Annotated in this window: 24 protein-coding genes; 10 read left to right on the forward strand and 14 right to left on the reverse strand. The window is 68.6% G+C overall.

Going from position 1 to position 25,769, the window contains the following annotated elements; all coding sequences use genetic code 11:
• Positions 1-98: 98 nt before the first annotated feature.
• The gene (locus tag AC0662_RS22795) at positions 99-1,985 is read right to left on the reverse strand and encodes a sensor histidine kinase (RefSeq protein WP_478303024.1); all 1,887 of its coding nucleotides are present in this window, start codon (positions 1,983-1,985) and stop codon (positions 99-101) included.
• Complete coding sequence (locus tag AC0662_RS22800; RefSeq protein WP_452196306.1) at positions 1,975-2,688, reverse strand: response regulator transcription factor; 714 nt, start codon at positions 2,686-2,688, stop codon at positions 1,975-1,977. The genes AC0662_RS22795 and AC0662_RS22800 overlap by 11 nt, the downstream gene beginning before the upstream one ends.
• Before the next feature lie 113 nt (positions 2,689-2,801).
• On the opposite strand from AC0662_RS22800, the gene AC0662_RS22805 reads away from it, so the two are divergent.
• The 4 genes from AC0662_RS22805 (at position 2,802) to AC0662_RS22820 (ending at position 7,145) form a co-directional block, all read left to right on the forward strand.
• Positions 2,802-3,863, forward strand: a complete 1,062-nt coding sequence (locus tag AC0662_RS22805) for a hypothetical protein (RefSeq protein WP_478303026.1) — start codon at positions 2,802-2,804, stop codon at positions 3,861-3,863.
• Positions 3,860-5,152: a peptidoglycan-binding protein gene (locus tag AC0662_RS22810; RefSeq protein WP_452196304.1), complete on the forward strand. Its 1,293-nt coding sequence runs from the start codon at positions 3,860-3,862 to the stop codon at positions 5,150-5,152. The genes AC0662_RS22805 and AC0662_RS22810 overlap by 4 nt, the downstream gene beginning before the upstream one ends.
• Positions 5,149-5,841: an ABC transporter ATP-binding protein gene (locus tag AC0662_RS22815; RefSeq protein ID WP_452196303.1), complete on the forward strand. Its 693-nt coding sequence runs from the start codon at positions 5,149-5,151 to the stop codon at positions 5,839-5,841. The genes AC0662_RS22810 and AC0662_RS22815 overlap by 4 nt, the downstream gene beginning before the upstream one ends.
• Before the next feature lie 116 nt (positions 5,842-5,957).
• Positions 5,958-7,145 (forward strand): ABC transporter permease, encoded by a 1,188-nt coding sequence (locus AC0662_RS22820; protein ID WP_478303028.1) that lies wholly within the window; start codon positions 5,958-5,960, stop codon positions 7,143-7,145.
• On the opposite strand, the gene AC0662_RS22825 is transcribed toward AC0662_RS22820, so the two are convergent.
• The 3 genes from AC0662_RS22825 to AC0662_RS22835 all read right to left on the reverse strand — a co-directional run bounded on the left by AC0662_RS22825 (position 7,047) and on the right by AC0662_RS22835 (position 9,625).
• Positions 7,047-8,396, reverse strand: a complete 1,350-nt coding sequence (locus AC0662_RS22825; RefSeq protein ID WP_478303030.1) for an MFS transporter — start codon at positions 8,394-8,396, stop codon at positions 7,047-7,049. The two genes, AC0662_RS22820 and AC0662_RS22825, sit on opposite strands and share 99 nt — an antisense overlap.
• Positions 8,397-8,511: 115 nt before the next feature.
• Positions 8,512-8,991 (reverse strand): DUF4188 domain-containing protein, encoded by a 480-nt coding sequence (locus tag AC0662_RS22830; RefSeq protein WP_478303032.1) that lies wholly within the window; start codon positions 8,989-8,991, stop codon positions 8,512-8,514.
• The gene (locus AC0662_RS22835; RefSeq protein WP_478303034.1) at positions 8,984-9,625 is read right to left on the reverse strand and encodes an alpha/beta fold hydrolase; all 642 of its coding nucleotides are present in this window, start codon (positions 9,623-9,625) and stop codon (positions 8,984-8,986) included. The genes AC0662_RS22830 and AC0662_RS22835 overlap by 8 nt, the downstream gene beginning before the upstream one ends.
• 157 nt (positions 9,626-9,782) lie before the next feature.
• Between AC0662_RS22835 and AC0662_RS22840 the strand changes: the two genes are divergently transcribed.
• Genes AC0662_RS22840 through AC0662_RS22850 form a run of 3 tightly spaced genes read left to right on the forward strand, consistent with a single transcriptional unit; the run spans position 9,783 to position 12,175 of the window.
• Positions 9,783-10,628 carry an SAM-dependent methyltransferase gene (locus AC0662_RS22840; protein ID WP_478303036.1) on the forward strand — a complete coding sequence of 282 codons (846 nt, stop codon included), beginning with the start codon at positions 9,783-9,785 and terminating at the stop codon, positions 10,626-10,628.
• A gap of 9 nt (positions 10,629-10,637) precedes the next feature.
• On the forward strand, positions 10,638-11,054 hold the full coding sequence (locus AC0662_RS22845; protein ID WP_478303038.1) for an acyl-CoA thioesterase: 417 nt from the start codon (positions 10,638-10,640) through the stop codon (positions 11,052-11,054).
• Positions 11,051-12,175, forward strand: a complete 1,125-nt coding sequence (locus AC0662_RS22850; protein WP_478303040.1) for a zinc-dependent alcohol dehydrogenase family protein — start codon at positions 11,051-11,053, stop codon at positions 12,173-12,175. The genes AC0662_RS22845 and AC0662_RS22850 overlap by 4 nt, the downstream gene beginning before the upstream one ends.
• Here the strand turns inward: AC0662_RS22850 and AC0662_RS22855 are convergent.
• Positions 12,157-12,627, reverse strand: coding sequence for a YciI family protein (locus AC0662_RS22855; RefSeq protein ID WP_452196296.1), 471 nt, complete (start codon positions 12,625-12,627; stop codon positions 12,157-12,159). The genes AC0662_RS22850 and AC0662_RS22855 overlap by 19 nt on opposite strands.
• Positions 12,628-12,767: 140 nt before the next feature.
• On the opposite strand from AC0662_RS22855, the gene AC0662_RS22860 reads away from it, so the two are divergent.
• Both AC0662_RS22860 and AC0662_RS22865 read left to right on the forward strand, forming a co-directional pair.
• Positions 12,768-14,213: a zinc-dependent metalloprotease family protein gene (locus AC0662_RS22860; RefSeq protein WP_452196295.1), complete on the forward strand. Its 1,446-nt coding sequence runs from the start codon at positions 12,768-12,770 to the stop codon at positions 14,211-14,213.
• A 94-nt stretch (positions 14,214-14,307) separates the two neighbouring features.
• Positions 14,308-15,738: a pre-peptidase C-terminal domain-containing protein gene (locus AC0662_RS22865; RefSeq protein ID WP_452196294.1), complete on the forward strand. Its 1,431-nt coding sequence runs from the start codon at positions 14,308-14,310 to the stop codon at positions 15,736-15,738.
• A gap of 112 nt (positions 15,739-15,850) precedes the next feature.
• Here the strand turns inward: AC0662_RS22865 and AC0662_RS22870 are convergent, their stop codons facing one another.
• The 7 genes from AC0662_RS22870 to AC0662_RS22900 form a co-directional block, all read right to left on the reverse strand.
• Positions 15,851-17,038: a M20 metallopeptidase family protein gene (locus AC0662_RS22870; RefSeq protein WP_452196293.1), complete on the reverse strand. Its 1,188-nt coding sequence runs from the start codon at positions 17,036-17,038 to the stop codon at positions 15,851-15,853.
• 221 nt (positions 17,039-17,259) lie between these two features.
• Positions 17,260-18,339, reverse strand: coding sequence for a hypothetical protein (locus tag AC0662_RS22875; protein ID WP_478303042.1), 1,080 nt, complete (start codon positions 18,337-18,339; stop codon positions 17,260-17,262).
• Positions 18,336-18,605 carry a hypothetical protein gene (locus tag AC0662_RS22880; RefSeq protein WP_452196291.1) on the reverse strand — a complete coding sequence of 90 codons (270 nt, stop codon included), beginning with the start codon at positions 18,603-18,605 and terminating at the stop codon, positions 18,336-18,338. The genes AC0662_RS22875 and AC0662_RS22880 overlap by 4 nt, the downstream gene beginning before the upstream one ends.
• Positions 18,606-18,691: 86 nt before the next feature.
• The gene (locus AC0662_RS22885; RefSeq protein WP_452196465.1) at positions 18,692-19,522 is read right to left on the reverse strand and encodes a DUF72 domain-containing protein; all 831 of its coding nucleotides are present in this window, start codon (positions 19,520-19,522) and stop codon (positions 18,692-18,694) included.
• Positions 19,523-19,524: 2 nt separating this feature from the next.
• Entirely contained in the window at positions 19,525-20,067 is a 543-nt protein-coding gene (locus AC0662_RS22890; RefSeq protein WP_478303045.1) for a GNAT family N-acetyltransferase, read from the reverse strand.
• A gap of 69 nt (positions 20,068-20,136) precedes the next feature.
• Positions 20,137-21,216, reverse strand: a complete 1,080-nt coding sequence (locus tag AC0662_RS22895) for an inositol-3-phosphate synthase (RefSeq protein ID WP_452196289.1) — start codon at positions 21,214-21,216, stop codon at positions 20,137-20,139.
• The gene (locus AC0662_RS22900; RefSeq protein ID WP_478303047.1) at positions 21,213-21,797 is read right to left on the reverse strand and encodes a PadR family transcriptional regulator; all 585 of its coding nucleotides are present in this window, start codon (positions 21,795-21,797) and stop codon (positions 21,213-21,215) included. The genes AC0662_RS22895 and AC0662_RS22900 overlap by 4 nt, the downstream gene beginning before the upstream one ends.
• A gap of 216 nt (positions 21,798-22,013) precedes the next feature.
• Here AC0662_RS22900 and AC0662_RS22905 point away from each other — a divergent pair, with 216 nt between their 5' ends.
• Positions 22,014-23,501: a short-chain fatty acid transporter gene (locus AC0662_RS22905; protein ID WP_478303049.1), complete on the forward strand. Its 1,488-nt coding sequence runs from the start codon at positions 22,014-22,016 to the stop codon at positions 23,499-23,501.
• On the opposite strand, the gene AC0662_RS22910 is transcribed toward AC0662_RS22905, so the two are convergent.
• Entirely contained in the window at positions 23,491-25,596 is a 2,106-nt protein-coding gene (locus AC0662_RS22910) for a glycoside hydrolase family 43 protein (RefSeq protein ID WP_478303051.1), read from the reverse strand. The genes AC0662_RS22905 and AC0662_RS22910 overlap by 11 nt on opposite strands.
• Between the last annotated feature and the right edge of the window lie 173 nt (positions 25,597-25,769).

Consider the following 25,769-nt stretch of genomic DNA (forward strand, 5'->3'; position numbering starts at 1 on the left):
GCCCGGGCCATAGGACGGCGGGCCAGGCTGGGGGTAGGTCGGGGGTTGTTGCTGCCAGCCACCGTTCGGTGGGCCGTAAGAGGAGTTCGGTGGCTGCGTCACGGGGTCAGTGTGGCAGCCGCAGGGATCCACAAGGTGAACGTCGACCCGGAACCCAGGCGGCTGGTGACGCTGATGTGACCGCCGTGCGCCTCGGCCAGATGCTTCGTGATCGCGAGGCCGAGACCACTGCCACCGGTACTGCGGTTGCGTGAGTGCTCGGCGCGGTAGAACCGATCGAACAGATGCGGCAGGTGCTCCTCCGCGATCCCCGTGCCGTTGTCGGTGACCGTCAGTCTGTAGCCGTCGTCCACCCGCCGTACGCCGACAACAACCTGCCCACCAGGCGGCGTGTACCGGATCGCGTTCGACACGAGATTTCCGAGCGCCTGACGAATCCGGGCGCTGTCGACGGACGCAGGCGCCCGTTCGGGTACGTCGGCAGCGAGCGTGACCGCCGCGGCCTCGGCCGCAGGGCGATGAGCGGAGACGACCTGCTGCGCGACCTCGGCCAGGTCACGCGGGGCGGGATGCAGGCGAAGCATGCCGGCGTCCGCGAGCGCGAGGTCCTGGAGGTCGGCGACCAGGTGCTCGAGCAGACCCGTCTCTTCGAGAAGCGACGTGACGAGTTCGTGGTCCAGCGGTACGACGCCGTCCTCGGACGCGACCAGATAGCCCTTGATGTTGGCGAGCGGTGTCCGCAGCTCATGCGCGACGTCGCTGACCATCGCCTTCCGCTGGAAGTCGTGCCGCTGGATCGCTTCCGCCATGTCGTTGAACGCGTGCCCGAGCCGCGCGACCTCGTCCTTGCCACTCACCGGTACCCGCGCCGCATGGTCCCCGTTGCGCATCCGCTGCGCCGCACCGGTCAACGCCACGATCGGCCGCACGAGCCGCCGTCCGGCGAAGAGCATCACCAGCGCGGCGATCAGCAGTACGCCGAGTGCGGTCGCCGCCGTCCGCAGCAGGCCCTCACCCGAGAACACGTTGAACGTGCTCTTCGCCCCGAGGTACAGCTTCGCGGGCGGAGCGACGTACGGCGTCAACGCCTGGACGCGGGCCTGTGTGGTGCAGTCGTTGAACTTGTCGGTGAGGTCGTCCTTGGTCTTGGGCTCGACCGACTTCAGGCCCTCGAAGTCGCTGATCTGGTACTTCAGGTTCGCCGCGTCCAGGCAGGCCGTCGACCGGCGTACCTCGTCGTCGTTGACGATCTTGGCCTTGGCGCTCGGGGCGTACAGACCGGCCGGAACGCAGGCGTCGTCCTTCGCGGCGGAGCCGGACTTCTCCAGCACGCGGACGCCGGCCAGCGACTGCGTCGACTCGATCATCACCTGCGGGACGTTCCCGCCGGCCTGCGCGAGGCTCGCGGACTTGCCCTTCGCTCCGTAGCAGGTCACGGCTTGCTGGGCGAGGGCCTCGCGCTCCTTCTGTTCCTTGTCGGTCATCCCCCAACCGGGGTAGGCGATGAACGGCGGAGCCGCCGAGGCGGTCGAGACGAACCCTCCCGCGGCACCGGCCGCGACGGTCTTCCGCGCCGAGTACACGGCCATCGTGCCGGACAACCCGGCGAGTTTCGAGACGCCCGAGCTGCGCGCGTCGATGGTTGCCGCGGGCACCGACGGGAGGTCGGGTGCGGCGCCGAGCATCCGCGCCGAGTCCGCGATCACCGAACCGTCGTCGGTCCGCACCGCGACCCGGCGTCCGAGCTTGTCGGCCAGGTCGTGCACCAGTTTGTCGACTCCCGACCAGGTCGGATGGTCCGAGGCGTATCGCGACAACTCGCCGTAGATCTCGCCGTCGACCTGCAGCTGGCCGGTATTCGCGTCGATCTCGCCCTGCAGTTTCTCCGAGGTGCTGTACGTCGCGATCACCGCGGTCGCGATGACGGCCCCGAGCGCGACCGCGAGCGACAGTCCGAGGAACCGGACCAGCACGCTACGACGCATTGCGCGCCACCACCTTGTCCGCGAGCTTGTACCCCACGCCGTACACGGTCTTGAGGTACGCCGGTGCGCCTGGTGACGGCTCGATCTTCTTGCGCAGGTTCATCACATGGACGTCGATCGTCCGGTCGAACACGTAGTGGTCGAAGCCGAACGCGTGCTCGAGCAATTGTTGCCGCGAGAACGCCCGGCCGGGAGAGGCGGCCAGGCAGGCGAGAATCTTGAACTCGGCCGGGGTCAGCTCGATCAGCGTCCCGGCCAGCCGGACCTCGTGCCGGCCCGGGTCGATCTCCAGTTCGCCGACCCGGTAGACCTCGCCCTCGGCGCGGATCCGGGTCCGGCGCAGGACCGTCCGGACCCGGGCGACCAGTTCGCGGGGGTTGTACGGCTTGGTCAGATAGTCGTCCGCGCCTAGGTCGAGCCCGAGCAACAGGTCTTCCTCGGTGGAGCGGGCGGTCAGCATGATGATCGGGACCTCGAGACCGTTGTCCGGGTCGGCCCGCAGTACCCGGCAGACGTCCAGACCGTCGACCTTGGGCATCATCACGTCGAGAACCAGCAGGTCCGGGCTCCGCCGGCGGGCCTCGTCGATCGCGGCCCGCCCGTCGTGCACGACGACAGTCAGGTGCCCCTCCCGCTCGAGGTACCGCCGGATCAGCTCCGCCTGCTTCAGGTCGTCTTCGGCGACGAGGATCCGTGCTGGCATAGCCCTCAATGTCCCTGAAGAGAATGAGAATCCTGTGAAGATCGCCTGAGAGCATCAAGTGCAAACCGGTCCTTCACAGGTTCTTCACGGCGCCGACGGCACGCTCCACCACCATGAAGACGTCACGAACCGCAACAACTCTCGCCGTACTGGCCGTCCTGACGCTGGCCGGGTGCGGCAACGACAAGGCGCCGGTCGCGTCCGGGGACCAGAAGAGCGACAAGAGCCCGCTCGCGGAGTACATGGGGGACGGCTTCGTCAGTGCGTCCGGCGGTTCCGGGTTCCGGGTCGCGATGCGGGCCGGCGGTGCGCAGCAGCCGAGCGACGAGGAGCTCGCCAAGCAGCGCAAGGTCGAGGACGCCACCGCCGCCTGTATGAAGACGGCCGGCTTCGAGTACGTCGCCGTACCGCCGGAGCAGAACGCGAAGAGCAAGTTCAGCGACGCGTTCAACCTGCCGGCTGACAAGTTCGCCGAGCAGTACGGGTACGGCATCAGCACGATCGACTGGTCGAAGGCCGGTGACGACGACTCGAACCCGAACGCCAAGATCCGCAACGCGCTGTCGCCGACCGCGCAGAAGGCGTACGACAAGGCGCTCAACGGACCGAACGCGACCGGCAACGGTGCAGTGGTGGTCCAGGGGAGCGGCCCGAGCTCGAGCGGCCAGATGGACCTCGGCTGTCGCGGCAAGGCGGTCGAGGAGGTCTACGGCAAGGGCGAGGACCGGCAGGCGGCCTTCAAGAAGTTCGACAGCCTGTTCAAGGACATCCAGGCGTTGCAGAAGCGGATCGACTCCGACCAGCGCGTCGTCGACGCAACCAGTGCATGGTCGGACTGTCTCGCCGACGCCGGCCACTCGGGCTTCAAAAAGCCCGAGGACCCCCGCCAGCAGGTGCAGCAGAAGCTGGACGCGCTGACCGGCAACCAGCCGCCGGCGAAGGGCAGTGGCCCGAGCAAGACGGTCACCGGCCCGCCGTCGTTCGACAAGGTCGACTCGGCGAAGCTGTCCGAGCTGCGCAAGTTCGAGATCGACCTCGCCACCGCCGATCAGAAGTGCAAGGCCACGGGGTACGACGAGGCGTACAAGAAGGTGCAGTACGACGCCGAGAAGGAGTTCGTCGACCAGCACAAGGCCGAGCTCGAGGCGTACCGCGACGAGATGGCGAACCGGTGACCGCTTCGCCCAAGTCCCGTCGCCGGGTGCTGGTCGGGGTGTCCGCGGTGGCGACCGTCTCGCTCGGGATCGGCGTCGCCGCCGGCAGCCGGATCACCTCGCCCGAGGACGCGGCCGCGAAGACCGCGGCACCGAAGGCGTCCCAGATCACCGTGCCGGTGGCGAGGAAGGCGCTGTCGAGCAAGGTGGTCGGGCGGGGTGACGCGTCGTTCGACGGCGCGGTGAACATCCGCGTCGAGACCAGCGGGTTGACGACACCGCCGGTCGTGACCGGGAAGGTGCCGGCGGTCGGGTCGACGATCACCGAGGGCAAGGCGCTGCTGGAGATCACCGGTCGACCGGTGATCGGACTGGCCGGCGTACTCCCGATGTACCGAACGCTGTCCCCGGGCAGCAAAGGGCCCGATGTGCTGCAGCTGGAGCAGACGCTTGACCGGCTCGGGTTCGACCCGGGCGACGTCGACGACGAGTACGACCTCAACACCTCGGCCGCGGTCGAGCAGCTCTACGAGAAGGCCGGGTACGACGCTCCGGAAGCGGACCCGCAGCTGAAACAAGCCGTCGACCACGCGAAGAAGCAGGTCGACGCGGCGAAGAAGCAGCTCCGGCAGGCGCAGTCCCAGCTGAAGGCGGCCAAGGACGCCAAGGCGAAGGACACCTCGGTGCAGCAAGGTGCGGTGGACGACGCCAAGGAGAACCTGTCCGAAGCTCAGGACGCGCGCGGCGAGGCCGAGACCAAGGCCGGCACCCCGCTTCCGGTGTCCGAGATCGTCTACGTGAAGACGCTGCCGCGCCGTGTCGACGACGTGAAGGTCGAGCGCGGCGGCACCGTCAACGGCGTGGTGATGTCGGCGAGCGGCGCGTCCCTGGTCGTCGTACTGAAGGTCGACGCGGAGACCGCGCAGCGGCTGAAGGCCGGCCTGGTGGCGTCACTCGACCTCGACGGTACCGCGATCGCCGCGAAGGTCCTCCGGATCACCAAGAACGGGAACCAGTACGACGTGGTGGTCGCACCGAACGCGTTGACCGCGAGTCAGTTGGCGCTGCTTCGGGACGCGAACGTCCGCGTGACGATCCCGGTGAAGAGCACGAGCGGCAAGGTCCTCGCCGTACCGGTGGCTGCCGTGTCGTCCGGGTCGGACGGTGGGTCGCGGGTCGAGGTACTGCGGAACGGGAAGGTGGAGCTGGTCCCGGTCACGGTCGGGCTGTCCGCCGACGGGTTCGCGCAGGTCACGCCGAAGGGCGACGCGAAACTGTCCGAGGGCGACCAAGTGGTGGTCGGACGATGACCGCGACCGCGGTGGCGCTGCCCGCGCCGGTGGTCGAGATGATCGGCGTCCGACGGTTCTTCCCGGGACCGCCCGAAGTACGGGCGATCAAAGGGGTCGACCTGACGATCGGGCAGGGGGAATACCTGTCGATCGTGGGGCCGTCCGGGTCCGGGAAGTCGACGCTGCTGCATCTGCTCGGGTTGCTCGACAACCCGACCGACGGGATCTACCGGCTCGACGGGGTGGACACAATGAGCCTGCGCGAGCGGCGGCGCGCCGTACTGCGCGGGGAACGGATCGGGTTCGTCTTCCAGTCGTTCCACCTGCTCGACCACCGCACCGTCCTGGAGAACGTCGCACTGTCGATGGTGTACGTCGGGATTCCGCGGCGCGAGCGGATGGCGCGGGCACGGGTCGCACTGGAGCGGGTCGGGCTGGCGCACCGGATGGAGTTCGGGCCGACCACGCTCTCGGGCGGTGAACGGCAGCGGGTCGCGATCGCGCGGGCGCTGGTCGCCGAACCGAGTCTGCTGCTCGCCGACGAGCCGACCGGCAACCTGGACAGTGCCAACGCGGAGGCGATCCTGCAAGTGTTCGACGAACTGCATGGCGAGGGTATGACGCTCGCCGTCATCACCCACGACGCTCACGTCAGCCGCCGGGCGCAGCGGCAGGTCCGGATCGTCGACGGGACTCTCCAGTGGTAACCCAAGCAGGCCCCCCGGATCCCGCCGGCGGGCCGTCCACGTCCCGGCGCGGTCTGCGCCGCCGACTCGTCCGCCGGTCCCCGCACCCCGGGCTGCGCCGGAGATCCCGGCCCGCAGTGCGGGACTTGCTGGACGAGGCGCTGGCGGGCGTCGCCGCGCGTCCCACCCGACTGATCCTCACCACGCTCGGCACCGTATTGGGCGTTGCCGCGCTGGTGGGGACGGTCGGGCTGGGGCAGACCGCGGCCGGGCAGATCACGCAGCGGTTCGACCTGGCAGCGGCGACCCGGGTGGTCGTGCAGCCGGACGACAAGGGCGGGCAGGAAGGAGAAGCGGCCACGCAGTTGCCGTGGGATGCGCCGGACCGGATCAAGCGCCTGAACGGCGTGGAGGCAGTCGGCACGGTCAGCAACCTGGAGGTGGGCGACGACCTGGTCCAGAACGTGACGGGCCTGGACAGCGGTGCAGGAAAGGCGCTTCAGGTGATGGCGGGTTCAGCCGGACTGTGGGACGCCGTCCGCGCGCAGCTGAAGACCGGGCGGTTCTTCGACGACGGTCACGACCAGCGCGCCGACAAAGTGGTTGTCCTCGGCAAGCATGCGGCCGAGCGCCTCGGGATCAACCGGGTCGACTCGCAGCCGGCCGTGTTCATCGGCGACGAGCCGTACACGGTGATCGGCATCCTCGACTCGGTCAGCGGTCGCGCCGAACTCAACGACGCGGTGATCATGCCGAACGGTACGGCGCGTCAGGCGTACGACCTCGAGTCGCCGGACGCGGTCGAGGTCCGGACCGCGGTCGGCGCCGCGCAGTTGATCGCCCAGCAGGCCCCGATCGCGATTCAGCCGAACAACCCGAGCACGCTGCGCGTCGACGCGCCACCGAAGCAGGGCGCCGTACGCAAGGGTGTCGAGTCCGACCTGAACGCGCTGTTCCTGCTGCTCGGCGCCGTCGCGCTCCTGGTCGGCGGTCTCGGCATCGCCAACGTCACGCTGCTGTCCGTGCTGGAACGCATCTCGGAGATCGGCCTGCGCCGCGCACTCGGCGCGGCCCGAAGACACATCGCCGTCCAGTTCCTGGTGGAGAGCGTGATCGTCGGATTCCTCGGCGGACTTCTCGGTACGGCGGTCGGCGTCCTGCTCACCGTCGGGGTGTCGTGGATCCGGGACTGGACGCCGATCCTCGACAACCGCCTCGCGTTCGGTTCACCCCTGCTGGGTGCGTTCATCGGTCTGGTCGCCGGCACGTACCCCGCCTGGAAGGCCTCCGCCATCCAGCCCATCACCGCGCTGCGCGGCACGTGAACTGAGCCGCCCGTACACCAGGGCGGTGGTTGCGAAACCGAGCACGATGAACGCCAGTGCCGGGTAGGACTTCCCGTTGTCGGGCAGGATCGCCGCGCCGATCGCAGCCGCGGAGACCTGCCCGACGTTGTAGATCATGTCGTAGAGCGCGAACACCCGGCCGCGGTACACGTCGTCGACACCCGTCTGCACGAGGGTGTCGACGCTGATCTTGACGCCCTGCGCACAGAACCCGACCAGGAACCCACCGATCACCAGCGCGGGCTGGGTGTACAGCCCGATCGGTACGGCGGTCACCACCGCCGCGGCCACGAACAGCACCGTGATCCACTGGCGCAGCTGCATCACCCGAGTGCCCCACGGCGTGACGAGCGCGGCGACGAACAGCCCGGCGCCGACCGCACCGGTCGCGATCGCGAGTGCACCGAACGCTTGATCCAGCTGACCGGCCCCGTAGAAGTAGTTGCGGTACAGCAGGATCATCGAGACCGTCATCAGCCCGAAGAAGAACCGCAGCGAGCCGATGGCGGCCAGACCGAGCGCGGCCTGCCGGCGCTCGCGCAGATGCCGGGCGCCGTCCACCAGCCCGGTCGCGATGCTCCGAAGCGCCTCGGTAATGCCGGGCTCGTCGCCCTTCAGGTCCGGGCCGAGCTGGTCACGCCGCAGCCGGAGGGCGAGCAGCGCGGCGGCCGTGTAGATGACGACGGTCAGGCCGAGGACGAGCAGGTCCGAGTCGGCGAGCAGCTTCACCCCTGCGCCGATCCCGCCGCCCACGAGGAAGAGCGCCGTACCGGATGTGGGCGTGACCGCGTTGGCCATCACCAGCTCGTCGCGCTCGACCACGTGGGGGAGCCCGGCGGACAGTCCGGACAGCAGGAACCGGTTGACGCCGAGAGTGAGCAGTACGGCGAGGTAGAACGGCACCCCCGCGTTGTCGACCGCCACCAGCGCGCCGACCCCGATGACCAGGGCGGCGCGGGTCAGGTTCGCGGCGAACAGGATCTGGCGCCGGGACCAGCGGTCAAGCAGTACGCCGGTGAACGGTCCGAGGATCGAGTACGGCAGCAGAGAGACCGCGAACAGACCAGCGATCGCGGCCGCGTCCGGCGCCCGTTCCGGTGAGAACAGCACGTACGACGCCAGCGCGACCTGGAAGACCCCGTCACCACACTGCGACGTCAGCCGTACCGCGAACAGCCGCCGGAAATCGCGCCGCTGCAGCAGCGTCCACAAGTCCCGGATGAACCGCACGCCTGCACTGTAACCGCAGGCCCGGACGCCCAGACCATCACAATCCCCGCGGTGCGACGCCGTCCCGCGTGGCCGGGCCGCTCTGCGGGTGTTGTGATGGCCTGGAGATCCGCGACTAGTCGGTGTGCTGGAGGCGTTGGGCCGCGGACTCGCCGCGTTTGCTGACCGGCTCGACACCGCGCGCCTTGCCGAGTCCGAGGAGCGGCATGTTGCCGTAGATCGTCTCGGTGTGGCCGGCGGGGACGACGTACGTCTCGTGCCAGATCCCGACCGCGCCGCCCTTGAAGGAGTTGCGGAAGTACTCGACCCAGGCCGGCCGGTGCGTCCGTCCGTTGTCGTTCGCGAACGCTTGCAGCTTCTCCACCGACTCCCAGTACTGGATAAGCGTGACACCCCGCCACGTCGGCAGCGACCGGAACCCGAGCAGTCCGCTGCCCTTGTCCTTCATCAGTTCCCGCAGCATCGGGCCCATCGCCCGCAGCACCGGCAACCACTCGCGCGGCTTGAACACCGAGTTGACCCGCATCCCGATCAGGAACACGACCACCTCACCGTCGTACGCCGCCGTCTGCCGCCCCTGGATCACGTCACCCATGTCGCCCCCTCGCGTTTAGCAGACAGTCCACCACGGCGCGAGGCTGACCGAGCATCGGAAAATGCGCCCCCGGTACTTCGTCCGGCGCGAACCCGAGCCGCTCACGCGTCACCCGCCGTAGGAAGTCCGCCGGGAACAGCAGGTCGTCGGTCGCGATCACCGCCCTCGTCGGAACGTCCGGCCACGCCTCGAACCCACACGGATCATTCATCGGCCCGTCGGACTGAGCCCGGAGCTGCCGTCGCGCCTCGGCCGCGAACTCGGGCGGCAGGTCGTGGAAGAACGTGTCGACGTCGTCCTCGATCGAGGCGTGGCCGGTGTTCTCCCACCACTGACTGATCCGCTCACCCGGCGCCGGAACCATCGCGGCCACCAGCACGAACTCTCGTACCGGCAGCCGTTCGCACACCAGCGTCCCCGTGAACCCGCCCAGCGAATGCGCCGCCAGTACGACGTCCTCGCCGTCCGGTACGGCGTTGACAACCGCGTCGACGTACTCCGTCAGACCGGCCGACGGATCGTCGCAGGGCAGGTCGACCGGGATCACTTCGTGCCCGCGGGCGCGGAGCTCGTCGGTGACCGGATGCCAGTGCCAGGACGTGCTCGCGGCGCCGGGGATCAGGACGAAACGCATGCTGAATTCAATCCTCTGTAAAGGCCATCGGAAGACGCGCCGGAGCTGAGGGCAGTGGCTCCGTGGAGCGGTAGTGTCGAACTGCCGGTGTCACCGTGCGTTGCACACCGGTTACGATGACTGTTCAGTTCTGAGCCGCAGCGCGGATGGGATATTCATGGCTGAATCGCAGGATGCCGACGTCGACCCGCGGATGTACGAGCAGCTGAAGCTGGATCGCCCGCACGGCGCCCGGGTGTACGACTACTTCCTGGGCGGCAAGGACAACTTCGCGATGGACCGGCAGGCGGCCGAGCACCTGCTGCAGGCGTTCCCGGGCTTCCGCACCGCCGCCCAGTCGAACCGGATGTGGATGCACCGCGCCGCGAAGTACGCGGCCAAGCAGGGCATCACCCAGTTCCTCGACGTCGGTACCGGCATCCCCACCAGCCCGAACCTGCACGAGGTCGTCCAGGAGATCACTCCGGCGGCGCACGTGGTGTACGCCGACAACGACCCGATCGTGCTCGCGCACTCACGCGCGCTCCTGGTCAGCAAGCCCGAGGGCAAGACCGCCTACCTCGAGGCCGACGTCACCGACCCGCAGGCGATCCTCGGCTCCGAGGAGGTCAAGCAGCTCATCGACTTCAGCAAGCCGGTCGCGCTCAGCATCGTCGGCGTCTTCCACTACCTGCCGGACGCCCTAGAGCCCTACGACCTGGTCCGTCAGCTCGTCGAGCCGCTCGCGCCAGGCTCGCTGCTGATCTTCTCGCACTGTACGCCGGACTTCGCGCCGGAGCTGTGGGAGCGGGCGATGGTCGTCTACAAGGCCGACGGTGGCGACGCGCAGGTGCGCAGCAAGGAAGAGGTCACCCGCTTCTTCGACGGCACCGAGCTGGTCGAGCCCGGCGTCGTGTCGCCGTTCCGCTGGTACCCCGACGACGAGACCCAGCAGCTGGTCGACAAGGGTGAGTTCACCGACATCATGTGCAGCCTCTGGGTCGGTGTCGGCCGCAAGCCGTAGTTTGTCGGGATGGACCGGAGCGCGTATCCGCACCACCTGCCGATCACGTTGCGGTGGAAGGACAACGACGTCTACGGGCATGTCAACAACGTCGAGTACTACAGCTTCTTCGACACGGTCATCAACGACTTCCTGATCCGCCTCGGTGGGCTCGACATCCACCGGGGCGAGGTGATCGGGTTGTGCGTCGACTCGCAGTGCACGTTCAAGCAGCCGCTCGAGTTCCCCGGCGTCGTCGACGCCGGCCTGCGCTGCGGTCAGCTGGGTAACTCCAGCGTGCGGTACGAGATCGGCCTGTTCCGCAAGGGCTCCGACGAGCCCGCCGCGAGCGGCCGGTTCGTGCACGTCTTCGTCGGGCGGCACGATCGCCGCCCGGTGCCGGTCCCGGACCGGATCCGCGAGGCACTCGAAGGGATCACGGGATGATCGTGCGCGGCGCCGTACTCCGGGAGATGGGCCTGCCGGCGCCGTACGCCGACTCGCGGCCGCTGCGGGTCGAAGAGGTGGAGCTGGCGCCGCCGGGGCCGGGGGAGTTGCTGGTCCGGATCCGGGCGGCGGGACTGTGTCATTCGGACCTGTCGGTGATCGACGGGTCGCGGCCGCGAGTGATGCCGATGCTGCTCGGTCACGAGGCGACGGGCGAGGTCGTGGAGTCGGCCGCGCCCGGGTTCGCGCCGGGTGACGTGATCGCGTGCGCTTTCGTCCCGGCCTGCGGCGGGTGTGCGCCGTGCGCCGAGGGGCGGGCGGCGTTGTGCGAGCCCGGCGCTGCCGCGAACGCGTCCGGGACGTTGCTGTCGGGCGCCGGCCGCCTCCGCGCGGGAGGCGCTTCCGGTGTTGTCCACCATCACCTCGGGGTGTCCGGGTTTGCGGATCACGCCGTCGTCTCAGCGCAGTCGGCCGTGAGGATCGATCCGTCGTTGCCACCGGAGATCGCTGCGCTCTTCGGATGCGCCGTGATGACAGGCGTCGGCGCCGTGGTGAACACGGCGCAGGTCCGGGCCGGGCGTAGTGCGGTGGTCTTCGGCCTCGGTGGTGTCGGGCTGTCGGCGTTGCTCGGCGCTGTTCTCGTCGGAGCGCATCCGATCGTCGCGGTGGACGTCGTACCGTCGAAGCTCGCACTGGCCCGCGAGTTGGGTGCGACTGTCGTCGTCGACGCGCGGGACGCCGACGCGGTGGAGCAGATTCGGGACGCGACCGCGGGCGGGGCGGACTATGCCTTCGAGACCGTCGGGAGCGCGAAGGTGCTCGAGCAGGCGTACGCCGCGACGCGCCGCGGCGGCACCACCGTCACGGTCGGGCTGCCGCATCCGTCGCAGGAGTTCAGCATCCCCGCGGTCAGCCTGGTCGCGGAGGAGCGCACCGTGAAGGGCTCGTACCTCGGCTCGGCGGTGCCGTCCCGCGACATCCCGCGGTACGTCGCCCTCTACCAGGCCGGTCGGCTCCCGGTCGACCGCCTGTTGACCGCGACGGTCGGCCTCGACGACCTGAACCGGGCCTTCGACGACCTCGCCGCCGGTACGTCGATCCGTCAGGTGCTGCTCTTCTGAGACTGCTCCAGGTTCTCGGCGGCCCTCCGGAACGTGTCCTCGTTGCGGTCGCGCGCCTCGGCGGTGTAGTTGTCACCGAAGTAGTCGGCGGTGGGCACCGGCCGGATCTCCAGCAGCCCGGACGAGTCGCGGTCGCCGGCGCCGAGCGCGTCCGCCGCGATGCAGCGCCATCCCCACTCCATCGCCTCCGCGCGGGACGCCACCTCGATCAGGCAGAACCCGGCGATCAGCTCCTTGGTCTCGGTGAACGGGCCGTCGACCACCCGGCGCTTGCCCTCGTCCAGCTGGATCCGGAAACCGTGCGAACTCGGCAGCAGCCCGTCGCCCGCGAGCAGAACACCCTTCTCCGCCATCTCGGCCATCACCAGACCCATCGCGGTCAGGCTCTCCTCGGACGGGAGCCCGCCGGATTCGGAGACGTCATTGGCCTTGAAGATCATCATGAAGCGCATCGGGAGCCCCTCCCAAGTCGGCGTTAAATCCCGAGACGAATCTATACAGCGGCAGGGACTTTCCGGCAGGCTACCGAGGGTGCGTGCCCACGCACGAGATGTGAGGTCAGTTCCCGGAGTCCCTGAGGAGGACCCCAAAAATGCGCACCCGCCCCCGCCGGATCGGCGCGCTCGCCGCCGCCGGTGTCGCCGCTCTCGGAGCGCTGGCCGTGGTCGTCGGCAACCAGGCCGACGCCCAGCAGCCCGCTCCGCTTCCGATCGACCAGTTGCTCGGCCAGGAGTTGCAGGGCCAGGCCGCGCTCGGCCGGGTCCAGTCCCGGATCGCCGAGGTCGCCGACCAGAACCGGCTGTCCGCCGACAACCTGCGCCAGATTCTGGCCACCGACCGGACCGCCTGGCTGGACCGGGCCGGCAAGCTCTTCTACCGCGAGCCGGTCGCCACCGGCAGCGAGCTGAAGTCCGCCGCCGTGGCGTCCCCGCGCTGGGCGACGCAATCCCTCGCCGCCGCGACCGGGCCCGCCTTCGAGCTGCACAGCAAGCCCGGCTCCAACCGGGTCATCTACCTCGACTTCACCGGCCACACGATCACCGGTACGGCGTGGAACACCAACGGCAAGCCGGCCACGGTCAAGGTCGCGGCGTACGACACCGACGGGAACACCAGTAACTGGAGCACGGCCGAGCAGGACGTCGTACACGATGTCTGGGCGCGGGTGGCCGAGGACTATGCGCCGTTCGACGTGGACGTGACCACGCAGGAGCCGGCGGCCGCGGCGATCGACCGGAGCGGCTCGACCGACCAGCAGTACGGGACGCGCGTGGTGATCGACCCGGGCACCTGGTACCAGTCGGGCTGTGGATGCGGCGGGGTCGCGTACGTCGGCGTCTACGACAACACCAGCAAGCACTCGTACTACCAGCCGGCGCTCGTCTTCACGAAGGGCGTGGGTACCGGCGCGAAGAACCTCGCCGAGGCCGCGTCACATGAGGCCGGCCACAACGTCGGCCTCAGCCACGACGGTACGGCGTCGGTCGGGTACTACGCCGGACACGGAGCCTGGGCGCCGATCATGGGCGTCGGCTACTCCAAGGCGATCAGCCAGTGGAGCAAGGGCGAGTACTCGGGTGCCAACAACAAGGAAGACGACATCGCGGTGATCGGCCAGAACGGGCTGGCGCTGCGGGCCGACGACCACGGCAACGGCACCGGTACGGCGACCGCGCTCACGCTGGGCACGAGCGTGAAGGGCATCTACGCGAGCGACGCCGACGTCGACGTGTTCCGTATCGATCTGAAGGCCGGCACGTTCAAGTTCGCGGCGAACGCGGCGGCGACGGGAGCCGACCTGGACATCAAGCTCCAGTTGCTGAACTCCTCCGGGGCCGTCGTCGCCACGGCCAACCCGGCGGCCGGGCAGTCCAGCGCCGCGACGGCGACCGGGTTGAGCGCGAGCATCAGCCGCCAGGTCGCGGCCGGCCGCTACTACCTGAAGGTCGTGAACACCGGGTACGGCGATCCGCTCAACACCGGCTACTCCACGTACGGCAGTCGCGGCGCCTACACGGTGCGCGTCACCACCGCCTGACACCGAGCCACCCGGGGCCGTCGATCCCACCGAGATCGACGGCCCCGGGTCTTTGGGGGGACCCGCCCGCGGGGGGACGTGAGGAGGAACCCGAATGATCACATTCCGCCGCACCGGCGCACTCGCGTGTGCTGGTGCTGTCGTTTTCGGAGGGCTGGCCGTCGCGCTCGGCGGCCAGGCCGATGCCCAGCAGACGCCGATCGACCAGTTGCTGGCCCAGCCGTTGGCCGGTGGCCAGGCGCTCGGCAAGGTCCAGTCGCGGCTGGCCGAGGTGGCCGCGCACAACGGCCTGCCGAGCGACCAGTTGCGACAGATCCTGGCCACCGACAAGACGGCGTGGCTCGATGCCGACAGCAAGCTGTTCTTCCGCGAGCCCGGTCTGACCACCGCGCAGAAGGCGCCCGAGGTCTCGCCGCGCTGGGCGCGCTCCGCGGTCGACGGCGCCACCGGTCCGGCGTTCGAGCTGCACAGCAAACCCGGCTCGAACCGCGTCATCTACTTGGACTTCAACGGTCACACCATCACCGGTACTGCGTGGAACGCGTCGAAGGGCGTCGACCCGGTCAACGTCTCGGCGTACGACACCGATGGTGACCCGGCGAACTTCAGCACCGCCGAGCAGGACGTGGTCCGCGAGGTGTGGGCGCGAGTCGCGGAGGACTACGCGACGTTCGACGTGGACGTGACGACGCAGGAGCCGCCGCAGTCCGCGATCGACCGGTCGGGTGCGTCGGACGAGCAGTACGGAACGCGCGTGGTGATCGACCCGGACACCTGGTACCAGTCCGGGTGTGGTTGTGGCGGCGTCGCGTATGTCGGGGTCTACGACAGCACCAGCCAGCACGACTACTACCAGCCGGCGTTGGTGTTCACCAAGGGTGTCGGGACTGGTGCGAAGAACCTCGCCGAGGCTGCATCGCACGAAGCCGGCCACAACGTTGGGCTCAGTCACGACGGGACCTCCACGGTCGGGTACTACCAGGGGCACGGCGCCTGGGCGCCGATCATGGGCGTCGGGTACTACCGCGGCATCAGCCAGTGGAGCAAGGGTGAGTACGCCGACGCGAACAACAAGGAAGACGACTACGCAGTTGTCGGCTCGCACGGTCTCGCACTGCGTGCTGACGAGGCTGGTGACACGGTCGGCGACGCTGCGGCGCTGACCGTCGGTACGCCGGTGTCGGGGATCATCGCCGCCGAGAACGACACCGATGTGTACCGCGTCGATGTCAGTGCCGCTGGCAACTACACCGCGACGGCGAGCCCGGCCGCGACCGGTGGCAACCTGGACATCAAGCTGGACCTACTGGACAGCTCTGGCGCCGTAGTCGCCTCCAACGACCCGGCCTCCGGACAGAGCGACGCCGGTACGCCGACGGGCCTCGGCGCGAGTGTTAGCGGCAGCCTTCAGCCGGGTACGTACTACCTGCGGATCGACAACGTGGGCTACGGCGACCCGCTGAACACCGGCTACTCGACGTACGGCAGTCGCGGCGCCTACACCCTCGGCATCTCGCCCTCCTGACCCCTGTGGCTGGTCGGTCTCTGGCGGACCGACCAGCCACAGGCTCATCCTTTGCGGGCGCAGCCGTCGTGCTGCGCCCCCACTAGCTCAGCGTCGTGCTGCGTGCACCAGCTCAGGTCGGCAGCAAGTGCCCCGTGGCGAGGTGTGCCAGTGCGGCTGCCTGATCGGCCAGGACCGCGTCGTCGAATCGGACGATGCTGGAGTGATTCGACGGCGCCTCCGCTGCGGAAACGTCGTCCGGACGTGCACCGAACATCGCGAACGTGCCCGGCACCTTCCGCAGCACCATCGAGAAGTCCTCGGCACCCATCAACGGGTTCGCCAACCGCTCCACCCGATCCGCTCCGAACAGCCCGGACAGCGACTGGATGGTCTCCTCCGTCCGCCCCGCGTCGTTCACGGTCACCGGGTACTGCGGGTCGAGTCGCGCGTCGACCGTGCATCCGTGCGCCGCCGCGATCTGCTCCGCCAGCACCGGCAACTCCCGGGTCAGCTGGTCGAGCATCGCGTCGGACAGCGTGCGCACGGTCGCCCCGAGGCGGGCAGTGTTCGGGATGACGTTGATCGCGACCCCGGCCTCCAACTGCGTCACCGTGATCACGACCGGGTCGAACACGCTCACCCGCCGGGTCGCATACGCCTGCAACGCGAGCACCAGCTCGGCCACCACAGGCACTGGGTCCACCGTTGTCGCCGGCATCGACCCGTGGCCGCCCTTCCCACGCACGGTGATGTGCAGCTGGTTCGAGCTGGCCATCATCGTGCCAGGTCGCAGCTGGAACGTGCCTTTCGCCGCCTGCGCCCAGACATGCAGCGCGTACGCCGCGATCGGCTTGTCACCTGTGGCTTCCAGCAGGCCTTCGCGCAGCATGTACCCGGCGCCGCCGAGCCCTTCCTCGCCTGGCTGGAACATGAAGATCACGTTCCCGCGCAGTTCCTCGCGATGCGCACTCAGCAGCCGCGCGGCGCCGACGAGACCCGTGGTGTGCAGATCGTGGCCGCAGGCATGCATGTTCCCGTTCTCGGCGGCGTACTCGAGGCCGGTCTCCTCGACTACAGGCAGCGCGTCCATGTCGCCGCGCAACAACACCGTCGGCCCGGGCGCACCACCGCGCAGTACCCCGACCACCGAGGTCACCTCGTTCCCGGTGGTCACCTCCAGCGGCAGGCCGGCTATTGCGTCCATCACCTTCGCCTGAGTCTGCGGTAACACCAGTCCGACCTCGGGCTCGCGATGCAGCTCCCGCCGCAACGCCACAAGCCCTGCGTGGAGCTCCCGACTCTCACTCACCAAATCCATCCAGCACTCCTTCCATCACCCCGCGCCGCCACCGTACCCACGCCCAAGCCCAGCCACCCGCCCCATCACCCACCAAGCACCCACCACTGTCCTCACCCAGGCCTCTGCCACCGCCTTCACCGCGCGTCGGCCACGCGTCCGCCCCGCCTGCCACACGTCCGCCGCGCGTCGGTCACCGTGCTCGCCATGTCCGAGCGGCGATGACTGTGGGCGTGGGCGGTCTACGCGATTCGGTGGAGTCCTCCTCTCGTGGCGTGAGGGTTGCTGTGGGCGGGGTGGAGGTTGGTGTTGGCCGGGCGGGCTGCCGTGGGTGGTGCGATGCCGGTGAGGGCCGCGTGGTGTGGTGGTGGGATGTGTCCGGCGGAGGGTGGCACCTGCTCAGCTGATGGTGGGGTTTGACGAGTGGGCGTCAGCATCTGGCGCGTGGGTGGTGGGAAAGCTAGAGCATTTGGGTCTGGGCCGAACAGGGCTGCGGATTCGGCGGAGCGGATCTCGTGGTCGAGGTGGTCGAGGATGTGGTCGGCGGTGGACAGGGACTTGGCGGTGGCGAAGCTGGGGGCGGTGAGCTCGTAGGCCTCGAGGTGCGTGAGGCCGGAACGCAGGGTGGTTTCCAGGCGGGATCGGGTGATGACACCAGGCGGCAGCTCCAGGTCGGGGAGGCGGGTGGAGTTGTAGACGAGATCGACCAGCAGGGGGAACTGACCGTCAGCGGTCTGACGGTTGAGGAGATCGAGGACCTCGCCGCGGCGGAGGCCGTTGCGGGTCTCCAGGTCGGCGCTGATTTTGCGAATGGCGGGCACGAACGCGGCGTAGTACCCCGGCGCCTGGACGGAGTTGATGCCGGGAGCAACTCTGTCGATGCCTAGTCGGTGGATGTACTCGTCGAGATGATCGTGCGCCCAGGCTTCGGTGACGCCTTCCTCCAGTTGCCGGCTGCCGGGTTTGAGGAAGGCTTCGCGGGCCGACTCCTGGGTGGAGCCGGACGGACCGAGGAAGTGGGCGTGTTCGTGGAGCAGTGTGGCCAGGGACTCCCGGTAGCTGGCAAGGGTGGGGATGGCGTGATCCTCACCGGCGTGCTCGTACAGGTGGTGGATGGGATCGAGGATGGATTCGCGGTCGAGATAGAGCGTGCCGTCCCAGTGCGCGAGCCCGAGCACACCGGCGGGTGCCTCGGCGATCCGCCCGTTCCACGCCGACTGGTCGGCCCCGGCAAGAACGCGAGCGGTCTCGCCGCTGGCGGCGAGGAGTTCAGCGGCGGAGGTCGGGACGGTAGGGCTGGGTGCGGTCGTCGCGGTGGTCACGAGCGGAACGCGATCGCGAGCCGGACGAGCGAGTCGGCAGTGCGTCGGAAGCGGGCCTGGTCGTGCGGATCGTCGGCGTCGGCCGCGAGCCGCCCGAGCTCGGTGATCAGCCAGTCGGCCCGAGCCTGCCGCTCGTCGACGGGCGCGACCGACGCGACTGCGGCGACTGCGGCGACAGGCGCGCCAGATCCGGCCGATGCGGCAGATGCGGCCGTCGCGACAGATCCGGCAGGTGCGTATGGCGTCGTACCGCTGGGGTGCTCCATGTGATGTCCTCCCGAGGTGTGAAGTCGGCGGAGAACATACGGAGATCGACCACGAAATCAGCGGCCGATTCTGGAGCTGTGGATAACTAGAAGAGCGTCGGCGGCTCGGTGGCGACCGGTTCGGGGAGCGGCGCCAGTGTGGGCACCGCTGCGGCGACAGTCGCGTGGAAGCGGCGCGCGAGGTTGAGGGCCTCGTCGTTGTCCGGGGTGTGCAGGAAGATCGTCGGGGAGCGCCCTTCGGACAGCCAGGTCACGACGAGTTCGACGAGGTACGCCCAGCCTTCGACGGTTTCGTGGACAGAGTCCCGGCCGATGTAGCGCACGATCGGGTGGCCGGTGAGCGCACGAGTCCGCCGGGCGACCCGCGGCTTCTTCATCCAGGCGTCGCGCTCGGCGAGGCTCGTCGGGCGGCGACCGAACAGCGTGCCCGTGTCGAACGGCACCCATTCTGCGTTCGCGCGGGCCAGCACGCGTTCCAGGTTGGCGGCGGCGCCCGGGTCCTCGAAGAACGCACGGTGGCGGACCTCGACGGCGTACCGGAACTCGCGGGGCGCGTGGTGCAGGAAGGCGGCGAGGGTGCCGAGGTCGGTGGGGGAGAACGCGGCCGGCAGTTGGATCCACAGGGCATGGTTGCGCGGGCCGAGCGGTTCGACGGCGCTCACGAACTCGCGGAGCTCCGCGTCGACGTTGGTCAGCCGTCGCTCATGGCTGATGACCTGCGGCAACTTCACCACGAAACGGAAGTCCGGCGGTGTCTGCGCAGCCCAGGAAGCCACCGAGGACACCGACGGCGTCGCATAGAACGTGGTGTTGCTCTCGACCGCGTTGCACCACGAGGCGTACGACCGCAGCTTCTCCCGAGCCGGCTGCGGCCAGGCGGGATGCGTCCACTGCGCACAACCGACGTGAAGCGGCATGGTCACAGCGCCCGGACGTACTGCCGGCAGACCTGCACCCGCTCGAACCGCTCCCGCATCGAGGCCTCGGCCGACATCGGCGCATGCATGAACGCAGACACCACTTTGTCCACCCCGTCGGGCGCCTCAAAGCCGTCCGAGTCGTCCTGCCACGACTTGTAGACATGCAGATACCGGAAGCTCTCCACGAACCCCGACCGCTGGTACCAAGCGTTCGCCGACGCATCCCCACGCGTCCACGCATCCAGTACGCCGACCTTCAGCCGAGGCAGCACCGCCTCGAGCATCTGAGACGCCAACCCGCGCCGCTGATGATCCGGATGGACGGCGAGCACGTCGATCGTTGCCCGGTCCTCGAAGATCTCGACGTCCATCAGCCCGACGACCGTGTCGTCCTCGGCCGCGACGAGGCGATACGCGGGGTTCTCGAACGTGGGGCGGTCGACCACGACGTCGTCGAAGTACTCGGTGCCGAAGAAGCCGAGCAGGCGGCAGCGTAGCCAGCTGTCGGCGTCGGAGTCGCGGTACGCACGGATCTCGGTCATCCGGCGCCATGATGGCACGCTGCCCCGCGACCCGGGAGGGGTGCGGGGCGGCGTGCTGTCAGAACGAGGTCAGCGCTCGACCTCGCCGCGGATGAACTTCTCCACCAGGTCGCGGCAGACGTCGTCGGCGTACTGCTCCGGCGGCGACTTCATGAAGTACGAAGAGGCGGAGAGGATCGGGCCGCCGATGCCGCGGTCCTTGGCGATCTTGACCGCGCGGATGGCGTCGATGATGATGCCGGCCGAGTTCGGCGAGTCCCAGACCTCGAGCTTGTACTCCAGCGACAGCGGGACGTCGCCGAAGTTGCGGCCCTCGAGCCGGATGAACGCCCACTTGCGGTCGTCCAGCCAGGCCACGTAGTCCGACGGGCCGATGTGCACGTTGCGGGGCTCGATCTCGTCGCGCAGCTGCGAGGTGACCGACTGCGTCTTGCTGATCTTCTTGGACTCCAGGCGCTCGCGCTCGAGCATGTTCTTGAAGTCCATGTTGCCGCCGACGTTCAGCTGGTACGTGCGGTCCACGGTGACACCGCGGTCCTCGAACAGCTTGGTCAGCACGCGGTGCGTGATGGTGGCACCGATCTGCGACTTGATGTCGTCGCCGACGATCGGCACGCCGGCCGCGGTGAACTTGTCCGCCCACTCCTTGGTGCCGGCGATGAACACCGGCAGCGCGTTCACGAACGCGACACCCGCGTCGATCGCGCACTGCGCGTAGAACTTGGCCGCCTGCTCCGAACCCACCGGCAGGTAGCAGACCAGGACGTCGACCTGCGCCTCGCGCAGCGCCGCGACGACGTCGACAGGGTCCGCGTCGGACTCGGTGATGGTCTCCCGGTAGTACTTGCCGAGGCCGTCGAGGGTGTGACCACGCTGGACGGTGACGCCGGTCGGCGGCACGTCGCAGATCTTGATCGTGTTGTTCTCGCTGGCACCGATCGCGTCGGCGAGGTCCAGGCCGACCTTCTTGCCGTCGACGTCGAACGCGGCCACGAACTGCACGTCGCGGACGTGGTAGTCGCCGAACTGGACGTGCATCAGACCCGGGACGCGCTCCTCGGGCTTGGCGTCGCGGTAGTAGTGCACGCCCTGGACGAGCGAGCTTGCGCAGTTGCCGACGCCGACGATCGCTACGCGGATCGAGGTCATCTGGAATCTCCTTGAGTAGGCGGGTGGTGCTTGTCAGGGGGCCGCTGGTGCCGCCGCTCGCCGTCGATCAACTCGGACAGCCAGCGGACCTCGCGCTCGGCCGACTCCAGGCCGTGCCGTTGCAGCTCGAGGGTGTAGGCATCGACGCGCTCCGCCGTCCGGCTCATCGCCGCCCGGAAGTTGGCCAGCCGCTCCTCCATCCGGGCCTTGCGGCCCTCGAGGATGCGCAACCGGGTGGCCGGATCGGTCCGGCCGAAGAACGAGAAGCGGACGCCGAAGGTGTCGTCCTCCCAGGCCGACGGGCCGGCCTCGTGCATCGCGTGCGCGAAGTAGTCCTTGCCGTCGGCGGTGGTCGTGTACACGATCTTGGGCCTGCGACCCGACTCCGGCGTCCCGGGGTCGGCCGTGATCAGCCCGTTGCGAAGCATCGCTTTCAGGCACGGGTAGAGCGAACCGAACGACAGCACGCGTCCCCACCCGAACTGGGCGTTGACGCGCTTGCGGAGCTCGTAGCCGTGCATCGGCGCTTCGTGCAGCAGACCGAGTACGGCGAGCTCCAGGACACCACCGCGGTTTCCCATGACTCACCTCCCTCGGTCCTAGTTTGTCATGACCTGATGTATCGGTTCGATACATCGCACCGCCACTGTAAGCAGACGCCAGGCCTGTGGACAAGCCCTAACAAAGTCCGCGTTTGTCAGCTATAAGGGCCGCCGCGCCCAGAAACCTGTTACGTCAGGCGCCGATCTGCGTTAATCGAATGACAACCCAGAGTCGTGGTCCAGGAGCGGAGGGTCATGGCCGACGTCCATGCCAAGCACGCCAAGTCCGATGTCGAGACCGACGGGGCGCTCGCCCGGCTGGCGCTGCGGTTCACCGCCTTCACCGAGAAATGGCTGCCGGACGCGTTCGGATTCGTCCTGGTCGGCACGTTCGTGGTGCTGGCGTTCGGCCTGCTCACCGGCGAACCGCTGCTGAAGCGCCCCGACGACCCGGCCGCGACCAAGGGCTTCGGGCTGGTCGACGCCTGGGGCATCGGGTTCTGGTCGCTGATCACGTTCACCCTGCAGATGGCGATGATCATCATCGGTGGGTACGCCGTCGCGACCAGCGGACCCGTGGCGCGGCTGATCACCAGGCTGGCGCGGATCCCGAAGAGCCCGCGGAGCGCGGTCGCGTTCGTCGCCGCGGTCGCGATGCTGGCGTCGTACCTGAACTGGGCTTTCAGTTTGATCTTCGCTGCGATCCTGGCGCGTGAAGTGGCGCGGAACGTACCGAAGGCGGACTACCGGGCGCTGGGCGCGATGGCGTTCCTGGGGCTCGGGACTGTCTGGGCGCAGGGGCTGTCCGGCTCGGCGGCGTTGCAGGTGGCGAGTGCGAGCAGCAGTCCGCCGCCGGTGCAGGAAGTCATCAAGGCAAGCGGTCACGCGAGCGGACTGATCCCGCTCAGCGACACGATCTTCACCTGGCAGGCACTCGTCGCGACGCTGATCGTGTACGTCGTCGGCGTCGGGATGGCGTGGTTCATCGCGCCAGGCGAAGGCACTGCGCGGACCGCGGACGACATCGGGATCGAACTCAGGCCGCTGATCGGCCGCGGGTCGGCGTACAACGGTCGGCGGGAGGAGGGCGAGACGCGGAGGCCTGGTGACTGGTTGGAGCATTCACCACTGTTCAGTCTGCTGATCGTTCTGCTCGGTGCGGTCTATCTGGTCCGCTACTTCAGTGGGAAGAGTTTCTTCAACGCACTGGACCTCAACACGGTCAACCTGATCCTGTTCCTGCTCGCACTGCTGCTGCATTGGCGGCCGTGGCGGATGGCGCGCGCGGTGCGTGACGGTGCTCCCGCGGCAGCCGGCGTACTGCTCCAGTTCCCCTTGTACGGCGGGATCTTCGGGATGATCGCCTACACGGGGATCTCCGCGCGACTGGCCGGCTGGTTGGTGCACGCGAGCAACCAGTTCCTGTTCCCGCCACTCGTCGCGATCTATTCGTGCGTGCTCGGCATCTTCGTCCCGAGTGGCGGCAGCAAGTGGGTCATCGAGGCGCCGTACGTGCTGCAGGCTGCCAACGAGCTCAAGGTCGACGCGGGCTGGATGGTCGTCGTGTACGACCTCGGGGAGGCGAGCGCCAATCTGCTGCAACCGTTCTGGATGCTGCCGACGCTCGCCATCCTCGGCCTGAAGGCGGGGGACATCATGGGCTACACGTTCACGATGTTCCTGGCCTGCTTCCCCGCCGCACTGATCGCCGTGACGCTACTGGCGCCGCACATCACCTCATGACCCGGAAGTAGTCGAACTGCGCGGTCGCCTTGCCGTACTGCGCTTCTGTCTGCGTTGACGATCCCTGCGACACCAGTCCGATCCGAGGCGTCGTACCGGCGGGCAGCGTCCAGGCCGCACCCCACACCCAGTTCTTCCTGTCGGTGCTGGACGCAGCGCGGTACCGGTGCTCACCGGTCTGCGGTACGACGTCGTGCGCGAGCCGCAACCAGGTCGTCTCGGCCGGCGGACCGATCATCGCGCCGCCGAACGTGACGACAGACGGAGCGCCGACCGGAGTGAACCGCATCCGCTTGCCGAACTCGACGAAACGGCCGGTGCCACCGGCAACGTGGTCGAGCCGCATCCAGTTCTCGTCGTCCACATAGACCAGCAGACCGGCCTGCTGGTAGTTCCGCACGGTGTCGGTGCCGACGTCGAGCTTCAGCTTGGTCTCCACGACGAAGTCGCCAGTCGGCTGATCACGCAGCAGCAGAGACGCCTTGGCTGCTGTGTTGTTGTCAGTCAGGTCGTTCGTCTCGGTCTTCCACTGCAGTTCGCCGTTGCTGACCGTGGCGTCCGCACTGGTGTTCCGCCAGGTCCAGCCAGAGCCCAGTCCGCGCGTGAACTCGTCGGAGTACCGCTGGTCGACCTGACCGATGCGAGGAGTGGGTGCAGCACGCGTGACCGGCTTGTACAGAGGTGCGACCGAGAAGTTGCCGGCTGCACCGACCGGGCTCGCAGTACCGCCGGTCCGCGCGACCGGAACGGAGATGGTGGACAGGGCATCGCCGAGTCGGTCCTCGCTGAACTCGGCTGTCGCCTGGTGACCGCGGACCTCCAAGGAGACAGTGCCTGGGACATTCAGTGGAAGACGCGCGGTCCGCGTGAAACCGGTAGCTGTCGTCAGTCGGAGCTGGCCGTTGTCGATGACCGCAGTCGCGCCGCCTGCGGTCACACCTTGGCCGGATCCCGTCACGTCAACCTCAGCGCGTACGTCGCCTGGTACGGCGCTCGACGTGGTGACTGGGGAGGCCTTGCTCGACTCGCTCGGGCCGGCGCCGGCGTTGACGGCAGGCCAGCCGTCGATCCAGTCGAGGCGGTCCAGCAGCATCGGTCGGAGCAGCCACCCGTTGGAGTTGGTCACGAACGGGTCCGTCCGGTCGACCGCGTGGTACGCGAACCACTGCTGACCGCTCAGGTCCGTGACGATCGACGAGTGCCCCGTACCGACCCAGCGGTTCCCGTTCGACGCGACCACCGGCGTACCTCCGGTGCGAGACGCGTTCAGGTCGTTGCCGAGTCGATCCACGAACGGCCCGAGTGGACTACGGGATCGGCCGGCGAAGACGGCGTACCCGGTGGTCGGGCCGGCGCAGCAGTTCGAGGAGGAGCCGAACAAGTAGTAGTACCCGTCGCGCTTCACGACGTACGGACCCTCGAAGCGGTCGCGGGCCACGTCGGTGACGGCACCGACGGTCCGCAGTCCGTCAGCGGTCAGCCGTACGGCGTGGATGCCGCCGTTGTAACTGCCCCAGTACAGGTACCGCGTACCGTCCGTGTCCGTGAACTCGGCCGGGTCGATGGTCCACTGGAATCCACCACCGGACGCTGGCCGTGGCGCGACAACAGGTGCGCCGGAGTCGGCCCACGGGCCTGCTGGCGTCGGGGCGGTCGCCGCACCGATCGCGTAGTCCCAGTTGTCCGGCGTGGTCGTGGTGTTGTGGACGGTGAAGTACAGCACGTACTTCCCGTCGATGTAGCGGATGTCAGGAGCCCAGAACCCGCTGGTCGGGTCGGCCCAGGTCGGCCGGTTGTCCGCGCCGAACACCGAGCCCACCTTCTCCCAGTGCGTCAGGTCGCGGGAGCGGGCGATCTTGTACGAGTCGCCGTCGTGCCCGTCCTTCGCGTACGGACCGCCGGTCGAGTACGCGTACCACCAGCCGTCCCGGCCCTTGATCATCGACGGGTCCGGGAAGTCGGCCGAGTACCCGGCGGTGACGGGGTTGGCGTAGCCGGTGGCCGGCGGGGCCGCGGCGTGGGTCACATGCGCGGCGTGGGTGACGGACGTGGCCAGCAGACTGAGGCCGGCGGCGAGCAGTGAGAGGCGGATCACAGTCGTCAGCCAAGGCCAACCTTGCAACGTTGTAAAGGGTCAGTACTCCGGTGCCCGTAGACCACTTTTCGCTTGGGAGACCCGGCGTTGCTACGATCCGGAGCGGATTCGGGCCCGTTACCACACCCACCGTAGTCTGTGGGGCAATGACTTCCGCGAGATCGTCGAGGATT

The sequence above is a fragment of the Kribbella sp. NPDC043289 genome (assembly GCF_056436705.1).